Source organism: Streptomyces sp. DG2A-72, from assembly GCF_030499575.1.
Classification (GTDB): Bacteria; Actinomycetota; Actinomycetes; order Streptomycetales; family Streptomycetaceae; genus Streptomyces.
In genome coordinates this window covers 371,980-384,630 of sequence record NZ_JASTLC010000001.1, presented here as the reverse complement: position 1 = coordinate 384,630, position 12,651 = coordinate 371,980, and the positions used below count along the sequence as shown (strand labels likewise).

Genomic DNA, 12,651 nt, shown 5'->3' with positions numbered 1-12,651 from the left:
GCCACTCCCGGGTACCGGCGACCGGCACTTCCATGCTGCCCCCGGCCCTCCGCGTTGGCGAACAGTGGCTTGGGCCGGGACCGTGCGCATCGGGCGGGCGAGCAGGAACATGGTCGTGTAGAGGGTGAGCCCCATGGATTCTGCGCGAAAAGGTTCCGATGAGCAGCCGACACCGGCGGGGCCGCGCGACCTGCTCGACGCGTCCACCGACGCGGCGGCGGTCGTAGCGGCCGACGGCGTCGTGATCGGCTGGACCCGGGGCGCCGAAGAACTCCTTGGCTACCCGGCACAAGAGGTGGTCGGCGGCTCCGCCGCGCGGCTGCTGGCGATGCCCGGGGACCCGGCACGTGTCGCCGGCGTCGCGGACCGCTGCCGCGCCGGAATGGGGTGGAGCGGCCTCATCCCCGTACGGCACCGTGACGGCCGGTCCCTCGACGTCGACCTGCGGGTCTCCGCGTGCTTCCGCATCGGCGAGGGCGATTGCTTCCTGCTCTCGGCGCGGGAGCAGCGGCCGCAATGGACGGTCGGCCAGTCCGTCCTCGACGGATTCCTGACCCGCTCGCCGGTCGGCATGGCGGTCATGGACACCCAGCTGCGCTACGTCTGGCTCAACGACACGCTGGAACGCTTCGGCGGCGTGCCCCGGGAACAGCGGCTGGGGCGCCGTCTGAGCGAGCTGTTGCCCGGCCTGCAGGCGGAGACCATCGAGGGGCTGATGCGCAAGGTGCTGACGACCGGCGTCCCGGTGACCGACTACGAGTACGTGGGATGGAGCTGGGCCGATCCACACCGCCAGCACGCCTACTCCACGTCCTTCTTCCCCCTGGTGGACGCCGAGAACTCCGTCACCGGAGTCTGCTACATGGTCCTGGACGTCACCGAGCGCTGGAACGCCCGCCAGCTCCTGTCGATGGTCAACGAGGCCGGAACGCGCATCGGCACCACTCTCGACGTGCTGCGGACGGCACAGGAACTGGCCGACTTCGCCGTTCCCCGCTTCGCGGACTTCGTCGTCGTAGACCTTCTGGAGCCCGTCCTCAGCACCGAGGGGCACGGGGCCTGGCTGACCGACGCGGGCCCGGCACCCGCCACGCCGACGATGCAACGCGCCGGACTGAGCTCGGTGCGAGAGGGCTGCCCCGAGGCCGTGGCGCGGGTCGGGGAGAGGGTGGACTTCCTTCCCCCGTCGCACGACGCCCGTCTCTTCATCGACGGCGAGCCGATCCTCATCCCCGTCCTCGACCCGTCCGACGACCTCTGGATGGCCGAGCAGCCCGCGAGAGCGGCGAGCATCCGCGAGTTCGGGCTGCATTCCCTCATCTCCGTGCCGATGCACGCGCGGAACACCGCCCTGGGCCTGACCACGTTCATACGGTCGCTCAATCCCGTCTCGTTCCAGCCCGACGACGTCCTGCTGGCCAGGGAGCTGGTGGCACGGGCCGCGCTCTGCGTCGACAACGCCCGCCGCTACACCCGCGAGCACACGGCGGCGGTCACGCTGCAGCGCAGTCTGCTGCCCCAGGCCCTGACGGGCGGAACCGCGCTGGAGGTGGCCTCCTTCTATCAGCCGGCCGACCCGACGGGCGGAGTGGGTGGCGACTGGTTCGACGTGATCCCGCTGTCCGGCGCCCGCGTGGCCCTTGTCGTCGGCGATGTGGTCGGGCACGGCACCACCGCGGCGGCGACCATGGGCCGGCTGCGCACCGCGGTGCAGACCCTCGCCGACATGGAGATGCCTCCCGACGAACTGCTGGCGCACCTCGACGACCTGGTGCTCCGGCTGAGCGAGGCGAAGACCGACGACGAGGCGGCCGTACAGAGCGCGACCGCGTTCGTCGGGGCAACCTGCCTGTACGCCGTCTACGACCCGGTGCGCAGGCGCTGCACGATGGCCCGGGCCGGCCATCCGCCACCAGTGGTGATCACGCCCGACGGCCAGGTCTCCTTCCCCGAGCTGCCCGCCGGGCCTCCGCTCGGGCTGGGCGGACTGGCCTTCGAGGCCACCGAGATCGAACTCGCCGAGAACAGCCTGCTCGGCCTCTACACGGACGGGCTCGTCGAGGGTGCCGACCGTGACATGGAGCGGGGCATGTTCCGACTCGGCGACGCGCTGGCCCGTTCGGCCTCCGATCTCACCACGCTCTGCGCTTCCGCGGTGCGGCAACTCGTGCCCGTGCCCCAACCCGACGACATCGCCCTTCTCCTGGCACGCACCCACGGTCTGGGCGCCGACCACGTCGCCTCGTGGGACGTGCCCGCGGACCCGGCCGCCGTCGCCGACATCCGAGCGCGGGCGACCCGCCGGGTGGCGGAGTGGGGGCTGGACGACCTGGCCATGACGACCGAGCTCATCGTGAGCGAACTGGTCACCAACGCGATCCGCCACGCCGCGCCGCCCATACGGCTACGACTGCTCCGCGACGCCCGCCTCACCTGCGAGGTCGCCGACGCCAGCAGCACCGCCCCGCGGCTGAGACACGCCCGGAGTATGGACGAAGGCGGCCGCGGTCTCTTCCTGGTGGCCCAGCTCACCCATCGCTGGGGCGCCCGGTACACGGCCGACGGAAAGATCATCTGGGCGGAGCAGGAGATCCCGTGAACAGCACGGTGACCGCCACGTCCCGACCGGGACGTGGCGGTCGTACGCCGCTCAGTCGAACGAATTCTGTTCGCGGCACGAATGACAGCTCCGCCGCGACGCCCCATGCTCCGTCAGTAGACGGACAGGCCGTAGGCGCTCAGTACTTCCTGGATCGGCTGGTAGTACGTGGTGCCGCCGGTCGCGCAGTTCCCGGAGCCGCCGGAGAGGATGCCGATGACCTTGTCGCCGGCGTAGAGCGGGCCTCCGCTGTCGCCGGGCTCGGCACAGATGCTGGTCTGGATCAGCCCGTACACGATGGTGCCGCCACCGTAGTTGACGGTCGCGTTCAGCCCGGTGACGACGCCGCATCGGACACCCGTGGTGGCGCCCCGGGTGCAGACGCGCTGGCCGACGTAGGCGGTCGCTGTCCCGGTCACGTCGACGGTTCCGATGGTGCCGGGGCGCGGTACGGCCGGGTTGGAGTACTGGACGACGCCGAAGTCGTTGCCGGGGAAGCTGGTTCCGGTGGTGGGGCCGACGACGGTGTCCATGGCGGGGCCGGTGTACCAGGTGGTCGTGCCGTCGGTGCAGTGACCGGCCGTGACGAAGTAGTACGTGGACCCGCTCCGTACGTTGACACCCGCCGAGCAGCGTCCGCCGCCGGCGTAGATGGCGTCGCCGCCCGACAGGAGGGTGCGCAGCCGGCCGTCGAGCCGTTCGAGGGTCATGGCACCGACGAAACGCCCGGCGGCTTGGCGAAGTTGGGCGAGGTCGGTGTCCGTGACCATGGAGTCGGCGACGACCCGCAGCTTCCCGGTGCGCTCGTCGATGGTCCAGGCCGTCCCGTCGATTCCGAGGGCCTCGACGGCCGAAGCCGCGCCGGACACCGACGCGGTCGACGCTCCGGCGCCGGCCGTGGGCGCGGCCGTCGCGCTGGTGCCGGACACCGCGAGGACTGCCATGCCGAGCAGGCTCAGCACTGAAGTGAGCAGCCGTGAGCGCCTGATGGTCGTACGCCGTGCTCTCATACCCACATCTCCCCGAAGACGGTCGGTCAGGCTCGGGCATGCCCCACCGGTCGCCAGGTGGGCTGTGCTGTGCCCGTGGTGCTGGTGCGATGGGGCCGCCGCGCTGCGCGTACCGGAGGCGGGGCAGCGCCCATTGTGCCGGGCGCGGCCCGGCGGGGATAGGCCGTCTTCGGGCCATGGCGCCCGCCCCAGTGGAATCGGTCCGTGATCCCCCCTCTCACCGTGCGGGCGCCCGCCGCGACGGTCAGCCACCCGGGGGCGCGACCACCCGCCGGGCCGACATCACACAAATGGGGCATATAGGTTTTAATGCCCGAAGGGACGCCAACTTTCCGGAGCGGTCGATGTCCCGCAATCACTCAACCGACGACGCCGACGAACTGCTGGCCAGGCTCAGGACGCTGACCGCTCAGGCACGGGAGCGAGCCGAGCTCCAGCGTTCCCTGGTGGAGCTGGCCGTCGCCCTGCAGCGCGGGATGCTTCCCGCGGACATGCCGGTCGCGCCCGGGTTCGACCTGGCCGTCCAGTACTCACCTGCCTTCCACGGCCTGAACGTGGGAGGCGACTGGTACGACGCCTTCCGGATGCCCGATGGACGCATCGGCCTGTCCATCGGCGACGTACAGGGCCACAACATCGAGGCCGCCGCCTTCATGGGACAGGTCCGGGTGGGGCTGCGCGCGCTCGCCTCGGTCACCAGCGAGCCGGGTGAGCTTCTCTCCAGGACGAACGACCTGCTCCTGACGCTCGGCGCCGACCTCTTCGCGACCTGCACCTTCATGCGGCTCGACCCGTCCACCGGGGTGCTGGAGAGCGCCAGGGCCGGGCACATCCCGTGTGTGTGGGCCACCGCGGACGGGAAGTCCGGCATCGCCGAGGACGAAGGGGGACCACCTCTGGGCATCGAAGCGGGGCAGGACTACCCGGTGACCCGGTACCGGCTCAGCACGGGAGGAGTGTTCGTCCTGATGACGGACGGCGTGGTGGAGGGGCCCTCACTGAGCCTGGACGACGGACTCGACCAGGTGGTGAGGCTCGCGGGAGTCGCCGCCGTCGCGGGCATGGACGCCGGCTCGCTCGCCGCCGCCGTGATCAAGGGAGCCGAGCGGGTCGGACACGAGGACGACGCGGCCGTACTGGTCGTAGGCCACGACGCGGCAGACGTACGCCGGTAGGGGAGAGCCCCGCTGCCTCCTCGGCTCGCCGAGAGGGCGGTGTCATTGTCTGATGGCTGCTGTGGTGGGTATCCATGATCTACGGCGACCAGCCCTCTACGCCCTCGAGACGCTGGCAGTCACCGCCTGCTACTTCGCCGCGGGGCGGCTGGGCCTCATGCGGCAGCTCGTCGTCCAGGGCGCCGTGGTGACACCCATTTGGCCGCCCACGGGCGTCGCGCTGGCCTGCCTGCTGATCTTCGGGATCCGTGCCCTGCCGGGCATCACCCTGGGGGTCCTCTTCGTGGTCATGTCGATCACCTCCCTCCAGCCCGCGGTGATCGGGACACTGGCCGGCAACACAGCGGCCCCCCTCTGCGCATACCTCCTGCTGCGCAGGGTGGGGTTCCGGACGGACCTCAGCCGCTTGCGGGACGGCGTCGCGCTGGTGTTCCTGGGAGCCCTGGCCAGCATGCTGATCAGCGCGAGCGCCGGCGTCGGTCTGCTCGTTCTCACGGACAAACTCGATGCGCCCGGTTTCTGGCCGGTGTGGCTCGCATGGTGGGTGGGCGACGCGATGGGAGTCCTGCTCGTCACCCCCGTTCTGCTGCTGCTCCACACGGTGCGCCGGCCGCCTAGTCCCGCCCGCTGGAAGGAGGCGACCGGGCTGGCCCTCATCGCCTGCGGTCTCGTACCACTGGCCGCGTACAGCACCATCAGCATGCTCTTCCTCGTCTATCCACTCCTGATCTGGGCCGCCCTGCGCTTCCAGCTGGCGGGCAGCATCCTGTGTGCCCTCCTCGCCTCCACCACGACCACCATCGCGGCGACGGACCAGACGGGCCCCTTCGAGCACCTCACCCATATCGAGGTGATGATCAAACTCCAGGCCTTCAACGGCTCCATGGCCCTCACGGCCCTGCTTCTGTCCGCCGTCATCACCGAGCAGCACCACACCAGACGCTCGGTGGAGCGGGCCTGCCAGGACCTCGTCGAGGTGCTGGAACACCTCACGGCCGGCGACGCTCCGCGCACCCGGCCACCGCCGGACATCGACGGCCCCCGCCCGCAGCGGCGCGAGAGGTGATCCACTCCGAGCCACGCCGAAATTCGTTTCGGGCGGATCGGGGAGCGCTCTACCGTGGCGTGGTGACGACTCAGATGATCATTCTCAACGGTGGTTCGAGCTCGGGAAAGTCCGGGATCGTACGGTGTCTCCAAGCCGAACTGCCCGACCCGTGGCTGGCGTTCGGGTGCGACTCGTTCGTCGACGCGCTGCCCGCGAGGATGCAGGCGTCGGACGAGGGCATCGTGTTCGCCGCGGACGGCGGGGTGAGTGTCGGGGCGGAGTTCATGGCGCTGCAGACGGCCTGGATGGACGGCGTCGCGGCGATGGCCCGAGCGGGCGCCAGGGTCATCATCGATGACGTGTTCCTCGGCGGAGCGGGGTCCCAGCAGGGGTGGCAGAAGACCGTGGACGGACTGGCCGTGCTGTGGGTCGGCGTCAGGTGTGAGAGTGCGGTCGCCGCAGGCCGTGAGATCGCACGCGGCGACCGCGTCCGTGGGATGGCCGCGTTGCAGGCCGACGTGGTTCACGAAGGGGTGTCCTACGACGTGGAGGTGGACACGACGCACACCGAGTCCCTGCTGTGTGCGCGAACCATCGCCGCGCACGTCAGCTGACCACCGCATCGACCCCGGTCATGGGGGCTTCAGACGGTCTGCTGGGAGGTCTCGGCCGCCGCCATCTTCGCCGCCGCCAGCTTGATGGCCTCACGGACGCGGAAGTACGTCCCGCAGCGGCAGACGTTGTCGATCGCGTCGATATCGGCGTCGGTGGGGTTGCTGGTCCTCTTCAACAGGGCGACGGCGGCCATGATCTGGCCGGGCTGGCAGTAACCGCACTGGGGGACGTCCTGCTCCAGCCAGGCCTCCTGGACAGGATGGAGACGCTCGCCGTCGGCGAGGCCCTCGATGGTGGTGACCTGTCGTCCGGCGGCCTCGGAGACGGGGACCACGCACGGGTTGACGGCCTCGCCGTCCAGATGGCTGGTGCAGGCCTTGCAGACGTCGATGCCGCAGCCGTACTTGGGCCCGCGGATGCCGAGAAGGTCACGCAGGACCCACAGCAGAGGCAGGTCGGCGGGGGCGTCGACGGTCACGGAGGTGCCGTTCACGGTGAAGGTGTGCTGGGGCATGCGGGCGCTCCTGCGCGGTGTGGGGCCGGGCCTGTGGTGGGGGGCCTCAGCGCGGGAAGGGTTCGAAGTCGACGGGGAAGTCGACGGGGAAACTGCGAGGACGGGTGCCGGTGGCCCGGGCGTACGCGTTCGCGATGGCGCCGACCGCGGCGGGGACGCCCAGCTCACCCGCCCCGCCCGGTTCGCCGTGCGCGGGCATGACGATGACCTGCACATCGGTCGGCGAATTCCGCTGCCGCGCATAGTGGAACTGCGAGTAACTGCCCTCCAGGGGCAGCCCTTTGTCGATATGCAGTCCTGCGGTCAGCGTCGTCGAGATCGCGTCCGTCAGCCCGCCGACCATCTGTGCCTCGATGCCGCGCGGGTTGATCGGCCGCCCGACGTCCACCGCGATCACCGCTCTGGGAGCGGCAGCCGCGGCTGTGGCGGGAGCGAGGCCGGTGGCCACGGTCAGGGTGGGGGCGGCGACCAGGTAAGTCAGGAGCGTACGCCGACCCAGAGCGGCCTTCGGAGGCGGCTTGTCGGCACCGCCCGTGGTCTCCGCCATCGCGTGATCTCCCATGTCCGCGCGTGGCAGACAGTTTGTTGTGAGCACGCAGATCCGGGCAACGCCGGAACCGTGAAGGAACGGTCGCGGTCGTGCGACCGGTCACCCGCAGGCGGCCTGATGCTCGGCGGGGCTCTCAGCGGTGACAGCGAGTCCGACCCGATGAGATATCGAGATATCGTGGTGTGTCGGAGTGAAAGGCGAAAGAGGTGACGCATGGCCACGGCGGTGGGATCGGGGTCAAGTGATCTGATCGAGGTGTTCAAGGCCCTTGGCAACCCTGCCCGTTTGCAGATCATGCAGTGGCTGAAGGACCCCGACAAGCACTTCAGCGAGTACGAGCCGATCGCGGACCGCCAGTCGGTGGGCGTGTGCGTCACGCACATCCAGGCGAAGTCGGGACTCGCGCAGTCGACCGTCTCCAGCTATATGAGCACGCTCGAACGGGCGGGGCTCGTGCATCCCACCCGGGTGGGCAAGTGGACCCACTACCGGCGCGATGAAGAGCGGCTGGCGCAGGTCGCGCGAGCGATCGGCACCACCCTCTGATTGACGCATCGCGATACGTCGATATGATCTCATCATGTCGACCTTCGATGCTGCCCCGACAGCCCTGATCGTTCACGCCCACCCCGAGCCCCACTCGTTCAGCACCGCCCAGATGGCGACCGCGGCCCACGCCCTGCGCGATGCCGGATACCGAGTCGACGTCCTCGATCTCTATGCCGAGGCATGGGCCCCGGCCCTCGCACGCGAGGAGTTCGGGCCGGTGGACGGCCACTTCAAGCCGCAGGCCGAGCAACAGCGCGCGGTCAAGGAGGGGACGCTCGACGCGGCCGTCAAGGCCCATCTCGATCGGCTGCTCGCCGCCGACCTGCTCGTGCTGTCGTTCCCGCTGTGGTGGTTCTCGCTGCCGGCCATCCTCAAGGGGTGGGTGGACCGGGTCTTCGTGATGGGCGCGGTCTTCGGTGGCGACCACGGACTCTTCGGTGACGCGGCGCTCGCCGGGAAACGAGCGATGCTGCTGTTCACGACGGGCAGTTCGAGTGAGTCGTTCCGCCCCGGTGGCGCCTTCGGCGCGATGGACGACTTCCTGTTCCATATCCACCGCGGCATGCTGGAGTTCGTCGGCTACGAGGTCCTCGACCCCGTCATCACCTACGGACCGGCCCGCATGACCGACCAGGAGAGGTCAGCGGCGCTGGAGCGCGTCGGGAAAGCTGTCACGCTCATGGCGGCGGATTCAAAGCTGACCGTTCGTTGATGCGGTTCTGGCCGGGAACAGTTGCGAAGCGGGAACGCGAGTCAAGGAATGCGGCGATCTTGGCCGGGCTGAAGAGCCACAGCACCTTGTAGATGCCTTCGGGCGAGGCGGCGACGGTCATGAACGCGATCGGTTGGCCGTCTCGTCGGACCATCACGCCCGTACAGCCGTTGGCGTCCACCAACTCGGGCTCCGCTTCCCGCCACAACTGCCGATGCGTCGACAGCTTGGCCACACGTGCGCGGCCCAGCACAGGCAGGCGAGCGCAGCCCCGCATGCCGTTGCCGTCGGACAGACTGACGGCATCGGGGGTGAGCAGGGCCTCAAGTGAAGCCACATCTCCCGTTTGAGCTGCTGAGACGAACGCGTTGAGAAGTCGCCGGTGCTCCGCGGTGTCCACGCGCTCCCGCTGCTCGGCCGACAGATGCTTGCGAGCGCGGCTCACGATCTGCCGCACGTTGACGAGGCTGAGTTGAAGGATCTCGGCGATCTCGGGATAGGGGTAGTCGAATGCCTCGCGCAGTACGTACGCGGCGCGCTCAGCGGGGCTCAGCTTCTCCATGACCAACAGCAGCGCCAGTTCAAGAGCCTCCGCGCGCTGCGCGCCGGCCTCCAGGTCGGAGCTCGTGTCGATGGGCTCCGGCAACCACGGTCCGATGTAGGTTTCCCGACGCACTCGCGCGGATTGCCCGACATTGATGGCCAAGCGGGTCGTCGTACTGGAGAGGAAGGCCACCGGGCTGACCACCACGGAGCGGTCGGTCTTCTGCCAGCGCAGCCATACCTCTTGGACCACGTCTTCAGCCTCGACCGCGCTGCCGAGTACGCGGTAGGCGATGCCGAACAGGCGCGTTCGGTGCTGCACAAAGACAGCCAGAGCCTCTTCGATGCCACTCGACGTGGGAGGCGGGTCGAGATCCATGATCCTCCGGTTCAGGCCTCAGGCAGGGACACAGGTCGGCGATGTCGAGGCTGATGACGGCGGCGACTTGGTGATCGTCGCGGGCGACGAGGCCGGCGCGGCCGTTGACGGACTGGGCGTTCACGGTGGTGCGTGGGCGGCGGGTCAGGAGGGTGAGCAGACTGTGGGCGACCTGCCGGCTGCCATGGACCGGCCCGTGCCGTCGCGGTGTCGTGGGGCGTGAACGCTGCCGGCGAAGGCACTGACGTGCCTGCTCGGCGAGTTCGGCGCACTCCGGCTCGGTGCGTCCGACGATGTCGGCGACCGTACCCGGAGCCATCCCGAAGACGTCATTGAGTACGAACACCGCCCGCTCGGCCGGCGACAAGGAATCCAGCACATGCAGCAGAACCCGGCTGACCTCGGCCTCCGACTCCACCTGCGTCCCCGGACCAGGCAGATCCCGCCCGTGGTCCTGGCAGGCCACGACCGGGGCACCGTGATCTCCTGTCGCGCACCGTCGGACAGCCGGTACGACCTGCGGTAGGTCTCATCGACCACACTCTCCGCCTCACCCGGACTGCCCAGCAACCAGTAGACGACATCCAGCGGAAACCGACGCTCGTCGAGCAACACCGCGATCGACACCGCATCCGTGTGGTCCATACGGCGTGCTCCCTCCGTCGGCTGAGCCCTCTCGTCTCCATCCGCGAGACCGGACACACGCGGATCTTGTGAGACCTTTCCCGCGGCCGACCGCGTAGCCGCTCGGTGCCGGCAGCCGACGAACGTGACCGTCTCGTCGAGTGGCGCCCGGCCCGTACGCGTGTAGTCCACCGTGACGTCCTTGTGATACTTCGCCCACGCCATCTGCGTGCAGCTGTGCAGCGCTTCGGCACGGAGCGCAGCATGACGGTCTGCAGAAACATGCCGACGTCGGACCACTGGGCGGGCCCATGTCGCGGTCGATGTAGCAGAACAGGGCGGCGGGTGCGCCGAAGCGGTTCCAGTTCTCGGCGGCGGCCCTCTGGCGCGCCTCCAGGTCTTCGCGCGGAATTCCGAGTGCACCGTAGCGCTGCTCACCGAAGGCGGAACGGCGGTCGGAGTACGGGGACTTCAGCGCGGGCGGGTACTGCTGGTACTCCGGCTCGTCCCAGGAGTCGCCCGCATCCACGCGCTCCAATACCTCCCTCGGTGCGGGCCGGTCGGTGAATCCACGTACCGCGCGGCGACTCGTGACCGCCTCATAGACGTCCAAGATCGCCTACCTCCCCATGTACTCAACGTTCCCCCCTCCGTTGTATTCGCGATGGTATCATTCAATACGGTCGCGCGTATAACCAACGTTGAACATCAATCCACCGCCCTCGGCGCCCCGCCCCGGGCGCAGCCCTTTGGAGAACGTCCATGGCCACGCTGCTGCACATCGACTCGTCCGTGTTCCCTCGCGAGGCGTCCTCGTCCCGTTCGGTCACGGCCGCCTTCCGCACGGCCTGGGAGGAGCAGCACCCGGAGGGCACGGTGATCTACCGCGACCTCGCTGCCGACCCCGTACCGCACATCACCGCCGACGCCTGGTCCGCCGGTTACGCCGCCCCGTCCGAGCGCACCCCGGAGCAGGCCGCCGCGTTCGCTGCGCGCGTGGAGCTCATCGAGGAACTGGAGCAGGCGGACGCCGTCCTGATCGGCGCCCCCATGTACAACTTTTCGATCCCGTCGACCCTCAAGGCGTGGCTGGACAGTGTGCTGCTGCTCGGCCGTACCGCGGGTGAGGCCCCCTCCGCCCAGGGCACTCCGGTCATCGTGGTCGCGAGCCGCGGCGGCTCCTACGCACCGGGCACCCCGCGCGAGGGCTTCGAGTTCGTCCAGAACTACCTGGAGGCCGTACTCAAGGGCACCCTCCGCATGGACCTCCACTTCATCGTCCCGGAACTCACCATGGCGCCCCGCAACCCGGCCATGTCCGAGCTGGTCCCCCTCTACGAGGCCTCCCGCGAGCGTGCCTTCGAGGACGCGGCAAACAAGGCCAAGGAGTTCGCGGAGCGCTTCGCCGCATGATCCCTGGACTGGTCACACCGTGTGACTCCGTGACTCAGGAGTCACACGGCGTTCTCGCTGCCGACGGCCTGGACTACGCCGCAGGCGACCGGTGCGCGGTCGCTCCTACGCTTCATCGCCCTCGGGGTGGGCGAACCGGGTCAGCAATTCCGTCAGTCGCTCCGGTTCGCCGGGCCCAAGTCCGGCAACCAGACGCTCGGCCAGCGGCGCCGCCGCCACATGAGCCGCGTCGAAAAGTTCGATGCCCTGCGGTGTGATGTCCACTGCGCGAACCCGGCGGTCCCCAGGAACGGCCTTGCGTACGGCCAGCCCCTTGCGCTCCAGGTCGTCCACGACCCGCATGATTCCCGCCTTGTCCGACCCCGTCGCCGTTACCAAGTCCCGCTGCACCGTGGGCCCGCGGTCGACCAGTACGAGCAGTACGGCGAAATGCCGCAGCTCGATTCCGAGGGGCCGGAGCGCCTCCGTCATCACCGTCGCCGCATGCCAGTGCGCCCGGCGCAGCAGCAGACCGAGAGCGAAAGGCGATTCGTCCCCGGGCCGGTCGGTCGCGCGTGGGGCGGTGGGTTTGGGAGGAACGTCGGCGTTCATGGGGCCACAGTACCGTCGCCATTCATTCGTTACGGTTGCGATTGAAACCAATTCGGCTATGGCAGATCCCGACGGAGTTGGAGTGCTGGGTCGGCGCCTGGTCTGCGAGACGCGTCGTGCGGATCTCCTTGCGGGAGGAGATGCCGAGCTTCGAGAACACCTTGCGGAGGTGCCATTCGACCGTGTGAGGGCTGATGAACAACTGGGCGCCGATCTCGGGGTTCGTGAGGTCGTCGCCGGCGAGACGAGCGATGTGGAGCTAGCCGGTGCGGGCCTCCGGTGCCACGACCCTGTCACACCGTCCGGCCCGGCCTTGTCTATCTGGTGTC

At 69.2% G+C, this 12,651-nt stretch carries 12 protein-coding genes and 2 pseudogenes; 7 read left to right on the top strand and 7 right to left on the bottom strand.

Features of this window, described 5'->3' with window-relative positions; translation table 11 throughout:
* The first annotated feature begins 133 nt into the window (after positions 1-133).
* Positions 134-2,599 (top strand): SpoIIE family protein phosphatase, encoded by a 2,466-nt coding sequence (locus QQY66_RS02075; protein WP_301977283.1) that lies wholly within the window; start codon positions 134-136, stop codon positions 2,597-2,599.
* Between the two features lie 113 nt (positions 2,600-2,712).
* Here QQY66_RS02075 and QQY66_RS02070 read toward each other — a convergent pair whose 3' ends face one another.
* On the bottom strand, positions 2,713-3,609 hold the full coding sequence (locus QQY66_RS02070) for a S1 family peptidase (protein ID WP_301977282.1): 897 nt from the start codon (positions 3,607-3,609) through the stop codon (positions 2,713-2,715).
* 344 nt (positions 3,610-3,953) lie between these two features.
* On the opposite strand from QQY66_RS02070, the gene QQY66_RS02065 reads away from it, so the two are divergent.
* From QQY66_RS02065 to cpt, 3 genes are all read left to right on the top strand, one after another.
* Positions 3,954-4,784, top strand: a complete 831-nt coding sequence (locus QQY66_RS02065; protein ID WP_301977281.1) for a PP2C family protein-serine/threonine phosphatase — start codon at positions 3,954-3,956, stop codon at positions 4,782-4,784.
* A 61-nt stretch (positions 4,785-4,845) separates the two neighbouring features.
* A complete protein-coding gene (locus tag QQY66_RS02060) occupies positions 4,846-5,850 on the top strand; it encodes an MASE1 domain-containing protein (RefSeq protein WP_301987114.1) in 1,005 nt (334 codons plus the stop codon).
* 62 nt (positions 5,851-5,912) lie between these two features.
* On the top strand, positions 5,913-6,446 hold the full coding sequence (cpt, locus tag QQY66_RS02055) for a chloramphenicol phosphotransferase CPT (protein WP_301977280.1): 534 nt from the start codon (positions 5,913-5,915) through the stop codon (positions 6,444-6,446).
* Positions 6,447-6,475: 29 nt separating this feature from the next.
* Here the strand turns inward: cpt and QQY66_RS02050 are convergent, their stop codons facing one another.
* Positions 6,476-6,961 carry a (2Fe-2S)-binding protein gene (locus QQY66_RS02050; RefSeq protein ID WP_301977279.1) on the bottom strand — a complete coding sequence of 162 codons (486 nt, stop codon included), beginning with the start codon at positions 6,959-6,961 and terminating at the stop codon, positions 6,476-6,478.
* 46 nt (positions 6,962-7,007) lie between these two features.
* Positions 7,008-7,508, bottom strand: coding sequence for a molybdopterin cofactor-binding domain-containing protein (locus tag QQY66_RS02045; RefSeq protein ID WP_301977278.1), 501 nt, complete (start codon positions 7,506-7,508; stop codon positions 7,008-7,010).
* Positions 7,509-7,724: 216 nt separating this feature from the next.
* Between QQY66_RS02045 and QQY66_RS02040 the strand changes: the two genes are divergently transcribed.
* Positions 7,725-8,057 carry a helix-turn-helix transcriptional regulator gene (locus QQY66_RS02040; protein WP_301977277.1) on the top strand — a complete coding sequence of 111 codons (333 nt, stop codon included), beginning with the start codon at positions 7,725-7,727 and terminating at the stop codon, positions 8,055-8,057.
* Positions 8,058-8,091: 34 nt separating this feature from the next.
* Complete coding sequence (locus tag QQY66_RS02035) at positions 8,092-8,772, top strand: NAD(P)H-dependent oxidoreductase (RefSeq protein WP_301977276.1); 681 nt, start codon at positions 8,092-8,094, stop codon at positions 8,770-8,772.
* On the opposite strand, the gene QQY66_RS02030 is transcribed toward QQY66_RS02035, so the two are convergent.
* The gene (locus tag QQY66_RS02030; protein ID WP_301977275.1) at positions 8,738-9,694 is read right to left on the bottom strand and encodes a sigma-70 family RNA polymerase sigma factor; all 957 of its coding nucleotides are present in this window, start codon (positions 9,692-9,694) and stop codon (positions 8,738-8,740) included. The genes QQY66_RS02035 and QQY66_RS02030 overlap by 35 nt on opposite strands.
* A 762-nt stretch (positions 9,695-10,456) precedes the next feature.
* Positions 10,457-10,931 (bottom strand): annotated as a pseudogene (locus QQY66_RS02025) (nitroreductase); the annotation flags it as partial.
* A gap of 149 nt (positions 10,932-11,080) precedes the next feature.
* On the opposite strand from QQY66_RS02025, the gene QQY66_RS02020 reads away from it, so the two are divergent.
* Positions 11,081-11,731: an FMN-dependent NADH-azoreductase gene (locus QQY66_RS02020; protein WP_301977274.1), complete on the top strand. Its 651-nt coding sequence runs from the start codon at positions 11,081-11,083 to the stop codon at positions 11,729-11,731.
* 105 nt (positions 11,732-11,836) lie between these two features.
* On the opposite strand, the gene QQY66_RS02015 is transcribed toward QQY66_RS02020, so the two are convergent.
* Positions 11,837-12,322, bottom strand: a complete 486-nt coding sequence (locus QQY66_RS02015) for a MarR family winged helix-turn-helix transcriptional regulator (RefSeq protein ID WP_301977273.1) — start codon at positions 12,320-12,322, stop codon at positions 11,837-11,839.
* Positions 12,323-12,344: 22 nt separating this feature from the next.
* Positions 12,345-12,575, bottom strand: a pseudogene (locus QQY66_RS02010) (helix-turn-helix transcriptional regulator); the annotation flags it as partial.
* Positions 12,576-12,651: the final 76 nt, after the last annotated feature.